Here is a 15,692-nt window from a genome sequence, read left to right as displayed (position 1 = left end):
GGGATCGCCCGGGCAGACGGCGGCCAAAGGCCGGGCCCCAGGCCATCCCCCGGTCCGTTCCCCGGAACCGATCACCGGCGTACATTGAATCGATGAGGCGAACTCCACGTCACGCAGCGCGCGTTGTCATCCTGTCCCCCGCCGGATCCGTGTTCCTCTTCCGCGAGGACAACGTGGAGGTGGGCATCCACTGGCTGCCGCCCGGCGGCGGGATCGATCCCGGCGAGAGCCCCGAGGACTGCGTGCGGCGCGAACTGCGCGAGGAGACCGGGTGGACCGACCTGGAGCCCGAACGGCTGCTCTGCACCTGGGAGCACGACTTCACGCACCAGGGGATCCCGGTCCGCCAGCACGAGCACATCTACGTGACCAGCGGCCCCCACCGCGAGCCGGTCCTGGAGGCGCCGGGCATCCACTGGCAGTGGCTCTCGCCGCAGCGCCTCGCCACCCTGGGCGAACCCCTGTGGCCGCCACGCCTGGCGGACCTGCTGGCCGACACCCCGGCGGAGCCGGTCCACCTGGGGCTGCTGGCGTAGGCGGCCGGCCCAGGCGGTGGGCCCAGGCGGTCGGTCTAGGCGGTCGGTCTAGGCGGTCGGTCTAGGCGGTCGGTCTAGGCGGTCGGCTTCGCGGCAGGCTTCGCGGTGGCCTTGGCGTACAGCGAGGCCGCGTACTCCCCGAGGACCGTGCTGGTCGACACGTCGTCGGTGTCCCCGCCCGTGAGGATGCCGATGATCTTTCCGTCGCGGGCGATCCACGCGCTGCCGCTGGTGCCGCCCGGGAAGTCGGCGCAGTCGAAACGCTGCTGGGTCGGGCTCTCGCGGACGGCGACCGAGGTGCAGGTACGGGGCACCTTGCGGTCGGCGGGGTATCCGGTCACGGTGACCTCCTCCCCCGCGCGGCCACTGGTGTCGAGCACGGCCGCGCCGGTCACGTCCTCGATGGTGCGGCCCTGGGCGTCCGGGGCGAGGCGCGCGAAGGCGAGGTCGTAGTCGTCGTCCGTACCCTCCGCCCAGCGGTCGTCCTCGAAGACCTCCTCGATCTTCCATGTGCCGTACGGGGCGACCCCGTTGGCGTACGCAGGCGCGAAGACGGCGCTTCCGTCGCTCTGGTCGCCTTCGAGCAGGCAGTGCCCGGCGGTGATGATCATGTTCCGGCCGGGGCTGCCGACCACGGTGGCGGTGCAGAAGTGATCGCTGTCCAGGCCGTTGGTGAACAGGGCCCCGGTGAAGGCGGCGGGCCCACCGGGCGGCGGTGTGACGGCCGGCGGCAGAGTGGCCGCGGGCGGCGGGGAGAGCTGAGGCTTCGCGGCTTGCGAACGCGACGGCGGTCCCGTCGGCGAGGCGGTGGGCGCGGCCTTCGCCTGCACCTGCGGGGCCCCTTCGGGCGGCGGTGCCAGCTTGGCCACCGCGGCGGACGCCCCCAGCGCCGCCACCGCACACAGCACCGCCGTCACGACGGTCCGCTTGTCCACCGGCATGATCATCCTCCCGCTTTGCCCTGGCGAAGCATGCCTCGGCGACGGGGGTGGGTGCAAGGCCGGGGGCGGCTCACGGCCCGTTCCTCACACGGTGTCGAGCCGCAGATCGCATGCGAAACGCAGGCCCGGGCGGCCGTCCAGATCGACATCACCGGTGGGCACGAATCCGGTGCGGGCGAGCACCGCGCGCGAGCCGGGGTTGTCGAGCGTCGTGACCGCCCGCAGCGCGGTCAGTCCGTACTCCGCGACCGCCAGCCCGCGCGCCTCCCGGACCGCGGCCGTGGCCAGGCCCCGCCCCGCGGCGCGCTCGGCGATCCGGTAGCCGAGCTCGGCCGAACCGTCCGCCACGTCGACGAGGTTGACCCGGCCCACCACCGCACCGCCGCCGTCCACCAGTACGTGGAAGAAGCACAGCCCGGCGGCCTGCTCGGCCATCAGCGCGGAGTGCCGCGCGTCGAAGCGGTCGAAGTAGTCGTCGCCCCGGTCGGGCACCGACGCGGCGAAGTAGGACCGGTTCTCCCGCTCGAACGCGAGCAGGGCCGGAGCATGGTCGAAGCGCAGCAACTCGAGTCGGGGCACGCCCCGATGCTAAGGGCTGTCCCGTAATCCCCGGCGGGCGCACGACGACAGCTACGGCACCTCGCTGCGTGGTCGGAACGCCCGAACACGCACAGTATGAGGACGCCCCTCCGCCTTGCGATGCACCGCATCTGACGCCGTGCGCTGATCCACCGGGGATTACGGGACAGCCCTTAGGCCCTGGCCGGGCGGACTGCGGATGGGCAAGCGGTTCGAGCAGCCATGCGGCGCCTCCCGTCCGGCGCGCCCTATAGGGCGTCTGCCCGATCCCCGCGCCCCGCCTTAGAACGCACGCTGACCTGGTGGCCACTTGGGGAACGGGAAAGGTCCTGCGGGACCGCAACGCGGGGCTCTACCTCTCCGGGGTGGTGGTCTCGGGATTTGGCACGACCGCGATGTGGCTGGTCGCCGGAGTCTGGGTGAAGTCGCTGACCGGCTCGGACGCGCTCGCGGCCCTGACCGTGTTCACCATGTGGGCACCGGTCCTGGCCGGTCCCGCGCTGGGGACGCTCGCCGACCGGCTGCCCCGGCGGCCGCTGCTGGTCGCCCTCGGTCTGGTGATGGCCGCACTGCTGCCCGTACTGCTCCTGCTGGACTCGGCGGACCGGGTGTGGCTGCTGTTCGCGGTCCTGCTCGTGTACGGGATCTGCGGGACCGTACACGGCGCGGCGGAGGCGGCTCTGGTGCCGCGGGCCGTCGGCCACCGGCTCCTCGGGGACTTCAACGGGCTGCGGCTGACCGCCAACGAGAGCACGAAGCTGCTCGCGCCCCTGGTGGGCGCGGGCCTGTTCGCCCGGTTCGGCGGCCCATCGGTGGCGCTGCTCGACGCGGCCACCTTCGCGCTGTCGGCGGGGATCTTCGCCCTGCTGCGGGTGCACGAGGAGCCGCCGCAGCGGGAGCGCTACCGGCAGCCGGGCGGGGACGGAGCCGGGGACGCGGCCGACGCGGGCGGTTTCGCGCGGATGGCGGCGGGCGGGCGGCAGTTGTGGGCGTCGCCCGCGCTGCGCACGCTGGTGTCGGCCGGCGCCGCGGTGATGTTCCTGGCCGGGCTGAACGGCGCGCTGGTCTACGCGGTCGCCGATGACGTCCTGGGACGCGCGCCCACCTACGTGGGGGCGCTGTACGCGGTGCAGGGGGCGGGTTCGGTCCTGAGCGGTCTCGCGGCGGGCCCGCTGCTGCGGCGGCTGCCGGAGCGGGTGTTCACGGCCGCGGGAGTGGCCCTGTTCGCGCTCGGGGCCGGTTCCCGGGCGCTGCCGTACGACGCGGCGGCCTTGGCGGGCAGCGCGGCCATCGGCGCGGGACTGCCGTGCGTGCTGATCGCCGCGCTGACGGCGGTGCAGCGCGAGGTCCCGAACGCGGTGCTGGGCCGTGCGGCGGCCACGGCCAACACCCTGATCTTCGTACCGAACGCGGTGGCCCTGGCGCTGGGGGCCGGCCTGGTGGCCTGCGTGGACGTACGGGCGCTGCTGCCGCTGCTGATGGTGGCGGGGCTGGCCACGGCGCTGCTGCTCGTAACCGGGCCGCGGGGGCGCGGGCGTGAGCGTGCCCACGGGTGCGGGCGCAGGCGCAGACGCGGGCGCGGGCACGGGCACGGGCACGGGCGCAGGGGCGGGGCGTGACCGGGCGGGCGGCGCCGGTCACGTCCCACCGGCTACGGCGTCACGCCCCCGGTCCCGCCCACAGGCCCTCCGCGGTGAGCCCGAGCAGGTCGATCGCGTTGCCGCGCACGATGCGGTCCACCACGTCCGGCGCGAGGTGGCCCATCTGGGACTCGCCGACCTCGCGGGACTTGGGCCAGGTCGAGTCCGAGTGGGGGTAGTCCGTCTCGTACAGGACGTTGGCCACGCCGATCGAGTCGAGGTTCTTCAGGCCGAAGGCGTCGTCGAAGAAGCAGCCGTAGACGTGCTCGGCGAAGAGCTCCGACGGCGGGCGCAGCACCTTGTCCGCGACTCCGCCCCAGCCCCGGTTCTCCTCCCAGACGACGTTCGCGCGCTCCAGGATGTACGGGATCCAGCCGATCTGGCCCTCCGCGTACATGATCTTCAGGTTGGGGTAGCGCTCGAACTTGCCGCTCATCAGCCAGTCGACCATCGAGAAGCAGCAGTTGGCGAAGGTGATGGTGGAGCCGACCGCGGGCGGGGCGTCCGCGGAGGTGGACGGCATGCGGGAGGAGGAGCCGATGTGCATGGCGATGACCGTTCCGGTCTCGTTGCACGCCTCCAGGAAGGGGTCCCACTCGTCCGTGTGGATGGAGGGGAGGCCCAGGTGCGGGGGTATCTCGGAGAAGGCGACCGCGCGCACGCCCCGCGCGGCGTTGCGGCGGACCTCGGCGGCGGCCAGGCGGGCGTCCCAGAGCGGGATCAGGGTGAGGGGGATCAGCCGGCCGCGGGCGTCGGGGCCGCACCACTCCTCCACCATCCAGTCGTTGTAGGCCCGTACGCCGAGAAGTCCCAGCTCGCGGTCCTTGGCCTCGGTGAAGGTCTGGCCGCAGAAGCGGGGGAAGGTCGGGAAACAGAGGGCCGACTGGACGTGGTTGACGTCCATGTCCGCGAGGCGGTCGGGAACCGAGAAGGACCCCGGGCGCATCTGCTCGTAGGTGATGACTTCCAGTTTGATCTCGTCCCGGTCGTACCCGACTGCCGTGTCGAGGCGGGTGAGCGGCCGGTGCAGGTCCTCGTACACCCACCAGTCGCCGATGGGGCCGTCGTCGCCCGGGGCCCCCATGACGGGGGCGAACTTGCCGCCGAGGAAGGTCATTTCCTTCAGCGGTGCGCGGACGACGCGGGGCCCGATGTCGCGGTACCTGGACGGGAGCCGGTCCCGCCAGACGTGGGGGGGCTCCACCGTGTGGTCGTCCACCGAGATGATCTTCGGGAAGGTCTCCATGACCCATACGGTAGCGCTGATCTGACGAACCGTCAGCTAGTTGGCCGGTGATCGGTCAAGGACGGGCTGACGTGTACGCGCGAGACAGGGCAGACTGACCATGACAACGACCGGAAGGCAGGGGGACGACTGATGGACGGCGTACCGGCCATCCCGCGCCCGCGGAAACACCCCGAGGCCCCTACGGCTGCCGCCGCACCCGCACCCGAAGCCGACGCCCGCACCGACGCCCGCACCGACGGCCGTCCCGCCGGGGCGCGAGGCGCAGGAGGCGGCCGTTCCGCCACCGGGTCCGCGCCGCGGACGGCGCCCACCGCCGCACGGGCCGGAACCACCGGCGCGGGCCCGGCGGCCGCCGGGAGCCCCGCCCACCCCGCCGCCGGGGCCACCGCATGCGCCGCAGGCCCCGGCGAGTCCCGCTTCGCCGTCCTCGGCCCCGTCCGCGCCTGGCGCGGCGCCGAGGTGCTGCCCTCCGGCACCCCCCAGCAGCGCGCCCTGCTCGCCGTACTCCTGCTGCGCGACGGCCGCACCGCCACCGCGCCCGAGCTCATCGACGCCATCTGGGGCGAGGACCCGCCGCAGCAGGCCCTCGCCACCATCCGTACCTACGCCTCCCGCCTGCGCAAGGTCGTCGCCCCCGGCCTGCTCGTCACCGAGTCCGGCGGCTACGCCATCCGGCTGCGCTCCGCAGCCACCCTCGACCTCGGCGTCGCCCGCAGCCTCGCCGCCGACGCCGAGGCGGCCCGCGCCGCCGGCGACCGCTCCCTCGCCCGTACGCTCCTCGCCCGCGCCCTCGACCTCTGGGAGGGCGAGCCGCTCGCCGGGGTCCCCGGCCCGCATGCCGAGACGGAGCGCATCCGGCTCGCCGAATGGCGCCTCCAGCTGCTGGAGACCCGTCTCGACCTCGACCTGGAGGTCGGCCACCACGCCGAGGCCGTCTCCGAGCTGACCGCCCTCACCGCCGCCCACCCGCTGCGCGAGCGCCTGCGCGAGCTGCTGATGCTCGCCCTCTACCGCAGCGGACGGCAGGCCGAGGCCCTCGCCGTCTACGCCGACACCCGCCGCCTCCTCGCCGACGAGCTCGGCGTCGACCCGCGCCCCGAACTGGCCGCACTCCAGCAGCGCATACTGAGCGCCGACGCCGACCTCGCCCGCGCGGAGGACCCGGCCCCCGCCGCCGCGACCGTTCACGTGAGGCCCGCCCAATTGCCTGCGACCGTCCCCGACTTCACCGGCCGTGCCAGCTTCGTCGACGAGCTCGGCGCCGTCCTCACCGGCGGCGCCCTCGACCAGGTCATGGCCGTCTCCGCGCTCGCCGGCATCGGCGGCGTCGGCAAGACCACCCTCGCCGTGCACGTCGCCCACGCCGCCCGACCGCACTTCCCCGACGGCCAGCTGTACGTCGACCTCCAGGGCACCGAGGCCCGCCCCGCCGAACCGGAGGCCGTCCTCGGCTCCTTCCTGCGCGCCCTCGGCACCCCCGACACGGCCATCCCCGACTCCCCCGCCGACCGGGCCGCGCTCTACCGCTCCACCCTCGACGGCCGCCGCGTCCTGGTCCTCCTCGACAACGCCCGCGACGCCGCCCAGGTCCGGCCGCTGCTGCCGGGCACCGCCGGCTGCGCCGCCCTCGTCACCAGCCGGGTCCGCATGGCGGGCCTCGCCGGGGCCCATCTCGTCGACCTCGACGTGATGAGCCCCGAGGAGGCCCTCCAGCTCTTCACCCGCATCGTCGGCGAGGAGCGCGTGCGCGCCGAACGCCAGGCCGCCCTCGACGTCGTCGGTGCCTGCGGCTTCCTGCCGCTCGCCATCCGCATCGCCGCCTCCCGGCTCGCCGCCCGCCGCACCTGGACCGTCTCCGTCCTGGCCGCCAAACTCGGCGACGAACGCCGCCGCCTCGACGAGCTCCAGGCCGGCGACCTCGCCGTCAAGGCCACCTTCGAGCTGGGCTACGGCCAGCTGGAGCCCGCCCAGCAGCGCGCGTTCCGCCTCCTGGGGCTCGCCGACGGGCCCGACATCTCGCTGTCCGCGGCAGCCGCCGTACTCGACCTGCCCGAGTACGACACCGAGGACCTCCTCGAGGCTTTAGTCGACTGCTCCCTCCTGGAATCCGCCGCACCCGGCCGCTACCGCTTCCACGACCTCGTACGCCTCTACGCGCGTGCCTGCGCCGAGCGCGACGAGCAGCCGCCGAGCGGGCGCGAGGCGGCCCTGGACCGGCTGCTGGACTTCTACCTGGCCACCGCCTCCGGGGTCTACGCCCTGGAACGGCCCGGCGACCGGCTGCCCGCGCACCTGTCCGACACCCACTACCCGGGGCTGGTCTTCGCCGAACCGCGCGCCGCCCTGGACTGGCTGTACGCCGAGGCCGACCCGCTGCTGGCGTGCGTACGGCAGGCCGCCGTACGGGGCGGCGAGACGCTGGTCCTGCGCCGGGCCGTGGACCTGCTGTGGGCCGCGAAGGACCTGGCCGAGTCCGGGGCCAACTCCCGGCAGTACGAGTCGGCCGCGGTGGCCGTGCGCGACGCGGGCCAGGCTGCGAAGGACCCGTACGCCGAGGGCCGCGCCCGCACCACCCTCACCAACGTCCACCTGGTCGCGGGCCGCTTCGCCGAGGCCGACGACGAGGCCGCCCGGGCCACCGTGCTCGCCCGCGAGGCCGGCGACCCGCTGCCCCGGTGCTGGGCGCCCAACGACCGCGGGATCATCGCCCTCTACGAGGGCCGGCACGCGGACGGCGAGCGCTACCTGCTGGAGGCCATCGAGTGCTTCCGCGCCGACGGCAACAACGTCGGCGAGGCCAGCGCCCTGTGCAACCTCTCCCGCATCCACGTGGAACTGGGCCGCCTGACCAGCGCCATAGACCTCGCCCAGCAGGGCATCGCCATCTACGACCGGATGGGGCTGAGCCTGCGCCTGGCCAACGGCCGCTATGCGCTGGGCATCGCCCTCACCCAGGCGGGGCGGCTCGGCGAGGCCCTGGCGCAGCTCGCCGAGGCGCTGTCGCTGTTCCACGAGAACCGCCAGCCGCTGTGGGAGGGCGTGACGCACTTCCGGCTCGCCGAGGCCCACCTGGCGGCGCGCCGGCCGACCCTCGCCGCCTCGCACGCCGAGCAGGCCATCGCGTTGCGCGGCATCGGCGGGGAGTGGCGCCGGGCGACGGTCCTGACGGTGCTCGGGAAGGCGCTGCGGCGGCTGGGGCAGACGGACCGGGCGCGGGCCTGCTGGCGGGACGCGGAGACCGTGTTCACGCAGCTGCGATCCGCCGAACTGGGCGAGGTGCAGGCCCTGCTGGCCTCGGAGATCGCGGCCTGAGCTGCACGGACGCCGGTTGAACGCGGCGTTCATCGTTCGTTTATCGCGCTCCGACACGATAGGTGCATCGACCCGGCGCGTCGGGGGGGCGCTCGGGCCGGTTGGAGGACTACCCGTTCGGCGGTCATCGGGGGAATCGCCGAACGGGCCCAGCCCCACCCATCCATCAGGAGAACCGATGACGACGAACGAGAACCTCAAGCCGCTCGACAACCACGCCTCGGGCGTCGAGATCGAGACCCTGGACAACCACGCCTCGGGCATCGAGATCAAGCCGCTCGAGAAGGACGCGGCTCCCGCCGCCACCACGGACGAAGAGATCCAGACGCTGGACAACCACGCGTCCGGCCCGCGTCCGTAGCACGTAGAAGACGTACGGGGGATTCAACGGGGGAACGGCGGTCGCGGTGGCCCGGAGGGGGAGCCACCGCGACCGCCGCACGCGTGCGCCCGGGCCGGAGCCCGGCGGCGGCATAGGCTGGGGGTGTGTTCTCCTCCCACGGGCCGAGCGTCCGCGAACTGGCAGTGCAGGGCCTCTCCTCGGTCGAACGGGGCTACGACCTCCTCGCGCCGAAGTTCGACCACACCCCCTTCCGCACCCCGGACCGGATGCTCGACGCCGTCGAGGAGACCCTGGCCCAGTGGGAGGGCGGCTTCGACGCCGGCCTGGACGTGTGCTGCGGCACGGGCGCCGGGATCGGCATGCTGCGCCGGCTGTGCCGGGGGCGGGTGACCGGCGTCGACCTCAGCGCGGGGATGCTGGCGCAGGCCGGGCGCAGGTACGGCGCGGACGCCGACCGCGTGGACTTCGTGCGGGCCGACGCGCGCGCCCTGCCGCCCGCCCTCGCGGACACCTACGACCTGGCGGTCAGCTTCGGCGCTTTCGGCCACTTCCTCCCGTCGGAGCGCCCCGCGCTCTTCTCCGGGATCCACTCCGCGCTGCGCGAGGGCGGCGTCTTCGCCTTCCCGATCGGCGCCCCGCTGCCCCTCGGCTCACCGGTGTGGTGGGCGGTGACGGGCTTCGACGCGGCGATGCGGGTCCGCAACGCGGTGTGGCGTCCCCCGTTCGTCATGTACTACCGGACCTTCCCCCTGGCCGGAGTCCGCACGGACCTCCAGGCGGCGGGCTTCACGGTCGAAACGGTCCCCCTGGACCACTTCGGCCGCCGCCCGGACGGCACCCCCCACTGGCGCCTCCTCCTGGCCCGCCGCCGGTAGCGTGGCCGCCCCGCCGTATCCCGGAAGGCGAGGGCGCCGCCGAGTAGGCTGAACCAGCGCACCCCCTGGAGGACACCATGGCCGCCGAGCTCCCCGAATGGATGCTCCCGCCCCGCCCGAGCGGCTGGGAAGCGGACGACCTCGATCACCTGCCCCAGGCTCCCCGGCACACCGAGCTCATCGACGGAGCGCTGATCTTCATGATGTCCCCACAGCGGTCCTGGCACTCCCGGCTCGTGGAGAACCTGACCTTCGCCCTGCGGCAGTCGGCACCTGACGGCATCGAGATCGAACGGGAGATGACCGTACGGCTCGACCGGAAGAGCCGCCCGGAACCTGACGTCCTGGCTGCGGCCGCCCCCTACGACCCGGACCGTACCCGCTATCTCCCGGACGAGGTGGTTCTGGTGATCGAAGTGGTGTCCGAGGAGTCGGCCGACCGCGATCGCTCCATCAAGCCCTTCAAGTACGCCCAGGCGGGAATCCCCCACTTCTGGCGCGTCGAGGACGAGACGACCGGGCCCGCCGTCCACGTCTACGAGCTGGACACCGTCACCCGGTCCTACGTCGCGACCGGAATCCACCGTGGGTGGCTCAAGGTCGCGGTGCCGTTCCCCGCGGCCATCGAGCTGGGCTCGCTCGTTCCCTGATCCGGTTCAACGGGTGCGGAGGGTCCGTTTGAGGATCTTTCCGCTCGCGTTGCGGGGGAGTTCGGTGACGAACTCGACCGTGCGGGGGACCTTGTAGTTGGCCATCTCGCGGCGGGACCAGGCGATCAGGTCGTCGGCGGTCAGGGTGGAGCCGGGGCGGCGGACCGCGTAGGCCTTGCCGACCTCGCCCAGGCGGGGGTCCGGGATACCGATCACGGCGACGTCCGCGATGTCCGGGTGGAGGCCGAGGAGTTGCTCGATCTCCGCGGGGTAGGCGTTGAAGCCGCCGACGATGAACATGTCCTTGATCCGGTCCGTGATGCGCAGGTTGCCGTCCTCGTCCATGAACCCCACGTCGCCGGTGTGCAGCCAGCCCTCCGGGGTGATCGCCCGGGCGGTCTCCTCGGGGTCCTCGAAGTAGCCCTGCATGACGTGGTAGCCGCGGACCACGATCTCGCCCGCCTGCCCGGCCGGGAGCGGATGCCCGTCCGCGTCCTGGATCAGCACCTCCGTGTGCGGGATGGCCCGGCCGGAGGTGGCGGAGACGATCTCCGCGGGGTCGCCCCGGCGGCACATGGTGACGATGCCGCTGGCCTCGGAGAGCCCGTACGCCGTGAGGACGGTGGCGATGCGCAGCTCGCCGCGCAGCCGTTCGACGAGCCGGAGCGGGACCACCGCCGCGCCCGTGACGACCAGGCGCAGGGCGGAGAGGTCGTGGTGGTCGCGCTGCGGGTGGTCGAGGAGCGACTGGTGGAGGGTGGGCGGTCCGGGCAGTACGGAGATCCGCTCGGCGGCGACGTTCGCGAGGACGGTGTCCACGTTGAACACGGACTGCGGGACCATCGTGGCCCCGCGCATCAGGCAGGCGATGATCCCGGCCTTGTAGCCGAAGGTGTGGAAGAAGGGGTTCACGATCAGGTAGCGGTCGCCCTCGCGCAGTCCGGCGAGCTCGCTCCACACGTCGTAGCAGCGCAGGGACTGGGCGTGGGTGATGACCGCGCCCTTGGGGCTGCCGGTGGTGCCGGAGGTGAAGATGATGTCGGAGGGGTCCTCGGGGCGGATGGCCCCGGCGCGCTCGCGTACCGCCGCGGCCGGTACGCCGTCCCCGCCCGCGAGGAAGTCCTTCCAGGTGCGGAAGGAGTCGGGGGCGTCGTCGGAGAGGACGACGACCTGTTCGAGGTGCGGCAGTCCGGGCAGCGGGCCGGTGCCGGGGCCCTCGGCGGCGGCGCGGCGCAGGGAGGCGACGTAGGAGGTGCCGAGGAAGGTGCCGGTGACGAAGAGCAGCCGGGCCCGGCTGCGCTGGAGGACGTACGAGGCCTCCGCGCCCTTGAAACGGGTGTTGAGGGGGACGAGCACCGCGCCCGCCGAGACGGCGCCGAGGGCGGAGACGATCCACTCCAGGGTGTTGGGGGCCCAGACGGCGACCCGGTCGCCGGGCTCTATCCCGGTGGCGATGCAGGCGGCCGCGGCGCGCTCGACGCGTTCGCCGAGCTGCGCGTAACCGATCCGGGCGCGCCCGTCGACGACGGCCTCGCGGTCGGCGTACTGTGCCGCTGCCGCCCGGACGAGCCCGGCGATGCTGCCCCAGCGCAGGTCCCCGCGCACGTCCTCGTGCCGGTCGTCGCGCCCGTAGTCGCCCATGCGTGCCACCTTCCCGCAGACCCAGTAGCTGACTATCCGTCAGATTAGCTGTAGCCTTCGCGGCTGTCAGTACTGGCGCACCCCGGAGGTGGCGATGGGCGCAACGCTCAAGGACGCTACGGCGATAGTCGGCATCGGGCAGACCGCCTTTGCCAAACAACTACCGCAGTCCGAAAAGGAGTTGGCCTGCCGGGCCATCCTGGCGGCACTCGCCGACGCCGGCATCGAACCGTCCGAGGTCGACGCCTTCGCCTCCTACACCATGGAGGAGACCGACGAGGTCGAGGTCGCCAAGGCCATCGGCGCCGGCGACGTCACCTTCTTCTCCAAGATCGGCTACGGCGGCGGCGGTTCCTGCGCCACCGTCGGCCACCTCGCCTCCGCCGTCGCCACCGGCCAGGCCACCGTCGGCGTCGCCTGGCGCTCCCGCAAACGCGGCTCGGGCCCCCGCCCCTGGAAGAACACCGCCGTCCAGCTGCCCACCCCCGGCCAGTGGACCAGACCCTTCGGCCTGCTGCGCCCCGCCGACGAGATAGGCATGCTCGCCCGCCGCTACATGCACGAGTACGGCGCCACCCGCGACCACCTCTTCAACGTCGCGATGGCCTGCCGCAACCGGGCCAACGCCAACCCGGCCGCGATGATGTACGAACGCCCGCTGACCCGCGAGATGTACATGACCTCCCGCATGATCAGCGACCCGCTCTGCCTCTTCGACAACTGCCTGGAGACCGACGGGGCACTGGCCTGCGTGATCGTCTCCGCCGGGCGCGCCCGCGACTGCCGCCAGAAGCCCGTCTACGTGCACTCCGTCGCCCAGGGCCTGCCCGCCCAGCACCACGGCATGGTCAACTACTGGAACGACGACCCGCTGTCCGGCCCCGCCTGGACCGCCGCCCGCCACCTGTGGAAGCAGGCCGACTTCGGGCCCCAGGACGTGGACGTCGCCCAGATCTACGACGCCTTCACCCCGCTGATCCCGCTCTCGCTGGAGGGCTACGGCTTCTGCGGACGCGGCGAGGGCGCCGCCTTCACCGAGGGCGGCGCCCTGGAGATGGGCGGCCGGCTCCCCATCAACACCGGCGGCGGCGGCCTGTCCGAGGCGTACGTGCACGGCTTCAACCTGATCAACGAGGGCGTCAAGCAGCTGCGCGGCGTCTCCACCGCCCAGGTGCCGGACGCCGCGACCTGCCTGGTGACGGCGGGCGAGGGAGTCCCGACGTCCGCGATCCTGCTGAGGAGCTGACCCGATGACCAGCACCACCCCCTCCGCGGACGAGCTGCTGCTGCCGGTCCCCGACGAGGACGGCGCCCCCTTCTGGGAGTACGCCGCCCGCGGCGAGCTCCGCGTCCAGGCCTGCTCCGCCTGCGGCCGGCTGCGCTTCCCGCCCCGCCCCTGCTGCCCGCACTGCCGGTCCTTCGACAGCGAGTGGCGCCGGATGAGCGGCCGCGGCCGCATCTGGTCCTACGTACGCCCGCACCCGCCGCTGCTGCCCGCCTACGCCGCGCAGGCTCCGTACAACGTGATCCTCGTGGAGCTCGCCGACGCCCCGCACATCCGGCTCGCCGGGAACCTGGTGACCTCGGCCGACGCCCCGCTCGACTCGGTGGACCCGGCCCGGCTGCGCATCGGTTCGCGCGTCCAGGTGGTCTTCACCGAGACGGGCGGCATGGCCGTGCCCCGCTGGGTGCTGGAGAAGTCATGACCGTGCGGGTGGAACGGGACAAGGCGACCGGGGTCGCGGTCGTCACCCTCGACCGCGAGCACCGGCACAACGCCATCGACCTGGCGACGGCCGCCGAACTGAGCGCGGTGTGGCGGGAGTTCCGCTTCGCCGACGAGGTACGGGCGGTGGTACTGACGGGCGCCGGGGCGGCCGCCTTCTGCACCGGCATCGACCGCGGCGTCGACGTGCCGCAGCCCGCCTCGCCCTACTCGACCGACGACCCGCTGATCGCCATCGGGCCCAAGGCGGGCGACCTGTGGAAGCCCGTCGTCGCCGCCGTCAACGGCATGGCCTGCGGCGGGGCCTTCTACCTGCTGGGCGAGGCGGAGTTCCTGATCGCCTCCGAAAGCGCCACCTTCTTCGACCCGCACACCACCTACGGGATGGTCAGCGCCTACGAGGCCGTCTACATGGCGCAGCGGATGCCCTTCGGCGAGGCCGCCCGGATGTCCCTCATGGGCACGGCCGAACGGCTCTCCGCACGCCGGGCCCACGAGATCGGCCTCGTCTCGGAGCTGACCGCCCCGGACGGGCTGCTCCCGGCGGCCGTGCACGCGGCGGAAACCCTGGCCGGCTTCCCGACGGAGGCCGTGCAGGGCACCGTACGGGCCCTGTGGTCGGCGAAGCAGGCCGCACTGCAGCAGGCCCTGGCCCAGGCCCCGGCGCTGATCTCGCTGGGCAACCTGGCACCGGAGCGGCAGGCGGAGCTGTTCGGCGCGCGGCGGCCCGGTACGGAGTTCAGGCTCCGCTGACGGGCCGGGCGGCGGCGGTGGGCGGCAGGCGCGGGGCGAGCCTGGCGAGCCTCAGGATTCGAACGGCCGGTCGAGTCGGCACGTTTTGACCTCGGCCGCGCGCGAGGGCTCCTTGAGCGGAACCTCGACCGTGCGGGTCTCGCGGGCTTTCAGGGTCTCCTTGACGACGGTCGACTCGACCGTGACGCCGTTCGCGCCCTCCCGGTACAGGTTCACCACGAAGGTCGCCCTGCGGTCCACGTTCGAGGTGAACCTGACCGTGGTGACCGGCGAGGTGCCGCCGACGCAGGTGACCACCACGGCCGTGGCCGGGGCACCGCTCGGGCTTGCCGAGGGCGACGCGGAGGCCGTGCCGTTGCTGCTGCCGTGGGTCTTCTTCTTGCTCTTGGAGCTGGAGCACCCGCCACCGCTGCTGCTCTTACTGCTCTTGCCGCTCTTGCCACTGCTCCCGCTGCTGCTGCTCCCGCCGTGCGACGAGAACCCGGTCAGTGCGAACACGACGGCCACCAGCACCGCGGTGAACCTGATACGACGCCCAGCCACCATGGCCCGAATTCCTCCCCTGGGACAACGGCGGGCCACGCTACCAGCCGGGGCGCGCCCCGCAAGGGGGGCGGACGGGCCGATTCCCACCCCGTCCGGGGTGCGGGCCGCGGGGGCCGGGCGTAGCGTCGGGATCGAGACCCCTATCCCGGAGGGCCGGGCATGCTCCGCAACGCACTCGGCTCCCTGATGGGTCTGATCGGAGCGGCGGCCGCCGTCTGGAGCCCCTTCCGTGCCTGGTACGACGGCCGTCTCGGACGCGACTACCGCGTCCAGGAGCTCTTCGGCTCCGCCGGGATCACCGACCGCGGGTCGACCCTGCTGGCTTCGATCCTGCTCCCGTACCTCTTCGCCGCCGTCCTCACCCTGTGCGCGGTCCTGCTCCGCTCGCGGCTGCTCATGGCCCTGGCCGGGATCGTCGTCCTCGGCTTCACCGTCCTGTGGACGGTCCGCCAGGGACAGGCCGCCGGAAGCCTCACGGTCGGCGGCGACGCCTCGGGGCTCGGCGACGGCCTCGCGAACGCCTTCGGCGCGGGTGCCCTCATCCTCCTGGGCGCGGCGGTCATGCGCGGCCGCCCCACCCGCCGCGCCCGCCCCCTCCCCCCGACGACCCCCGTCTAGGGGTGGCGCGGACAGCGGCTCGGCCATCACCGCAGATCGCCTGAGCAAACGAGCACAGAGAAGCCGAACCAGCCCCTCCATGTCTCCTAACGATCCCAACTGCCGACCCCTTCCTGCCGTGTTGTCGGACTCCATGTAAGGATGATTCGCAGAAGCGTCGGGGGAATTCCCATGAGCACGGGGGGTGCGGGAGCATGTCTGTCACGGTGCCGGACTGGGCGGACACACTGCTGGATCTGATCGGTGTGGCCTGGCCGAATGTGGACGAGGACGCCTACCGGGA

The 15,692-nt window shown here is 73.2% G+C and carries 15 protein-coding genes; 10 read left to right on the top strand and 5 right to left on the bottom strand.

What is annotated here, in order from left to right:
• Positions 1-92: 92 nt before the first annotated feature.
• The gene (locus ACGFZK_RS29205; RefSeq protein ID WP_393851847.1) at positions 93-536 is read left to right on the top strand and encodes an NUDIX hydrolase; all 444 of its coding nucleotides are present in this window, start codon (positions 93-95) and stop codon (positions 534-536) included.
• A gap of 74 nt (positions 537-610) precedes the next feature.
• On the opposite strand, the gene ACGFZK_RS29200 is transcribed toward ACGFZK_RS29205, so the two are convergent.
• On the bottom strand, positions 611-1,471 hold the full coding sequence (locus ACGFZK_RS29200) for a trypsin-like serine peptidase (protein ID WP_393851846.1): 861 nt from the start codon (positions 1,469-1,471) through the stop codon (positions 611-613).
• A 90-nt stretch (positions 1,472-1,561) separates the two neighbouring features.
• Positions 1,562-2,056, bottom strand: a complete 495-nt coding sequence (locus tag ACGFZK_RS29195; protein ID WP_393851845.1) for a GNAT family N-acetyltransferase — start codon at positions 2,054-2,056, stop codon at positions 1,562-1,564.
• A gap of 302 nt (positions 2,057-2,358) precedes the next feature.
• Here ACGFZK_RS29195 and ACGFZK_RS29190 point away from each other — a divergent pair, with 302 nt between their 5' ends.
• Positions 2,359-3,675 (top strand): MFS transporter, encoded by a 1,317-nt coding sequence (locus ACGFZK_RS29190; RefSeq protein ID WP_393851844.1) that lies wholly within the window; start codon positions 2,359-2,361, stop codon positions 3,673-3,675.
• 40 nt (positions 3,676-3,715) lie between these two features.
• On the opposite strand, the gene ACGFZK_RS29185 is transcribed toward ACGFZK_RS29190, so the two are convergent.
• Complete coding sequence (locus tag ACGFZK_RS29185) at positions 3,716-4,942, bottom strand: amidohydrolase family protein (protein ID WP_393851843.1); 1,227 nt, start codon at positions 4,940-4,942, stop codon at positions 3,716-3,718.
• Positions 4,943-5,074: 132 nt separating this feature from the next.
• Between ACGFZK_RS29185 and ACGFZK_RS29180 the strand changes: the two genes are divergently transcribed.
• The 4 genes from ACGFZK_RS29180 (at position 5,075) to ACGFZK_RS29165 (ending at position 10,125) form a co-directional block, all read left to right on the top strand.
• A complete protein-coding gene (locus ACGFZK_RS29180; RefSeq protein WP_393851842.1) occupies positions 5,075-8,257 on the top strand; it encodes a BTAD domain-containing putative transcriptional regulator in 3,183 nt (1,060 codons plus the stop codon).
• A 178-nt stretch (positions 8,258-8,435) separates the two neighbouring features.
• Positions 8,436-8,618, top strand: coding sequence for a hypothetical protein (locus tag ACGFZK_RS29175; RefSeq protein ID WP_393851841.1), 183 nt, complete (start codon positions 8,436-8,438; stop codon positions 8,616-8,618).
• 125 nt (positions 8,619-8,743) lie between these two features.
• The gene (locus tag ACGFZK_RS29170; RefSeq protein ID WP_393851840.1) at positions 8,744-9,475 is read left to right on the top strand and encodes a class I SAM-dependent methyltransferase; all 732 of its coding nucleotides are present in this window, start codon (positions 8,744-8,746) and stop codon (positions 9,473-9,475) included.
• A 77-nt stretch (positions 9,476-9,552) separates the two neighbouring features.
• Complete coding sequence (locus tag ACGFZK_RS29165; RefSeq protein ID WP_393851839.1) at positions 9,553-10,125, top strand: Uma2 family endonuclease; 573 nt, start codon at positions 9,553-9,555, stop codon at positions 10,123-10,125.
• 6 nt (positions 10,126-10,131) lie between these two features.
• On the opposite strand, the gene ACGFZK_RS29160 is transcribed toward ACGFZK_RS29165, so the two are convergent.
• Positions 10,132-11,766, bottom strand: a complete 1,635-nt coding sequence (locus tag ACGFZK_RS29160; protein WP_393851838.1) for a FadD3 family acyl-CoA ligase — start codon at positions 11,764-11,766, stop codon at positions 10,132-10,134.
• A gap of 94 nt (positions 11,767-11,860) precedes the next feature.
• Here ACGFZK_RS29160 and ACGFZK_RS29155 point away from each other — a divergent pair, with 94 nt between their 5' ends.
• Genes ACGFZK_RS29155 through ACGFZK_RS29145 form a run of 3 tightly spaced genes read left to right on the top strand, consistent with a single transcriptional unit; the run spans position 11,861 to position 14,245 of the window.
• Entirely contained in the window at positions 11,861-13,012 is a 1,152-nt protein-coding gene (locus tag ACGFZK_RS29155) for a lipid-transfer protein (RefSeq protein WP_393851837.1), read from the top strand.
• 4 nt (positions 13,013-13,016) lie between these two features.
• Positions 13,017-13,472, top strand: a complete 456-nt coding sequence (locus ACGFZK_RS29150; protein ID WP_393851836.1) for a Zn-ribbon domain-containing OB-fold protein — start codon at positions 13,017-13,019, stop codon at positions 13,470-13,472.
• A complete protein-coding gene (locus ACGFZK_RS29145; protein WP_393851835.1) occupies positions 13,469-14,245 on the top strand; it encodes an enoyl-CoA hydratase/isomerase family protein in 777 nt (258 codons plus the stop codon). The genes ACGFZK_RS29150 and ACGFZK_RS29145 overlap by 4 nt, the downstream gene beginning before the upstream one ends.
• Positions 14,246-14,296: 51 nt before the next feature.
• Here ACGFZK_RS29145 and ACGFZK_RS29140 read toward each other — a convergent pair whose 3' ends face one another.
• Positions 14,297-14,791, bottom strand: coding sequence for a hypothetical protein (locus ACGFZK_RS29140; protein WP_393851834.1), 495 nt, complete (start codon positions 14,789-14,791; stop codon positions 14,297-14,299).
• A 159-nt stretch (positions 14,792-14,950) separates the two neighbouring features.
• On the opposite strand from ACGFZK_RS29140, the gene ACGFZK_RS29135 reads away from it, so the two are divergent.
• Positions 14,951-15,409, top strand: coding sequence for a hypothetical protein (locus ACGFZK_RS29135; RefSeq protein ID WP_393851833.1), 459 nt, complete (start codon positions 14,951-14,953; stop codon positions 15,407-15,409).
• Positions 15,410-15,692: the final 283 nt, after the last annotated feature.

It is taken from the genome of Streptomyces sp. NPDC048257, from assembly GCF_043201855.1.
Classification (GTDB): domain Bacteria; phylum Actinomycetota; class Actinomycetes; order Streptomycetales; family Streptomycetaceae; genus Streptomyces.
This window is presented reverse-complemented; position numbering and strand designations above follow the sequence as displayed.

Coding starts and splice junctions, on each gene's coding strand:
- ACGFZK_RS29205 (WP_393851847.1), top strand. CDS start 93: ATGAGGCGAACTCCACGTCACGCAGCGCGCGTTGTCATCCTGTCCCCC.
- ACGFZK_RS29185 (WP_393851843.1), bottom strand. CDS start 4,942: ATGGAGACCTTCCCGAAGATCATCTCGGTGGACGACCACACGGTGGAG.
- ACGFZK_RS29180 (WP_393851842.1), top strand. CDS start 5,075: ATGGACGGCGTACCGGCCATCCCGCGCCCGCGGAAACACCCCGAGGCC.
- ACGFZK_RS29175 (WP_393851841.1), top strand. CDS start 8,436: ATGACGACGAACGAGAACCTCAAGCCGCTCGACAACCACGCCTCGGGC.
- ACGFZK_RS29165 (WP_393851839.1), top strand. CDS start 9,553: ATGGCCGCCGAGCTCCCCGAATGGATGCTCCCGCCCCGCCCGAGCGGC.
- ACGFZK_RS29160 (WP_393851838.1), bottom strand. CDS start 11,766: ATGGGCGACTACGGGCGCGACGACCGGCACGAGGACGTGCGCGGGGAC.
- ACGFZK_RS29155 (WP_393851837.1), top strand. CDS start 11,861: ATGGGCGCAACGCTCAAGGACGCTACGGCGATAGTCGGCATCGGGCAG.
- ACGFZK_RS29150 (WP_393851836.1), top strand. CDS start 13,017: ATGACCAGCACCACCCCCTCCGCGGACGAGCTGCTGCTGCCGGTCCCC.
- ACGFZK_RS29145 (WP_393851835.1), top strand. CDS start 13,469: ATGACCGTGCGGGTGGAACGGGACAAGGCGACCGGGGTCGCGGTCGTC.
- ACGFZK_RS29140 (WP_393851834.1), bottom strand. CDS start 14,791: ATGGTGGCTGGGCGTCGTATCAGGTTCACCGCGGTGCTGGTGGCCGTC.
- ACGFZK_RS29135 (WP_393851833.1), top strand. CDS start 14,951: ATGCTCCGCAACGCACTCGGCTCCCTGATGGGTCTGATCGGAGCGGCG.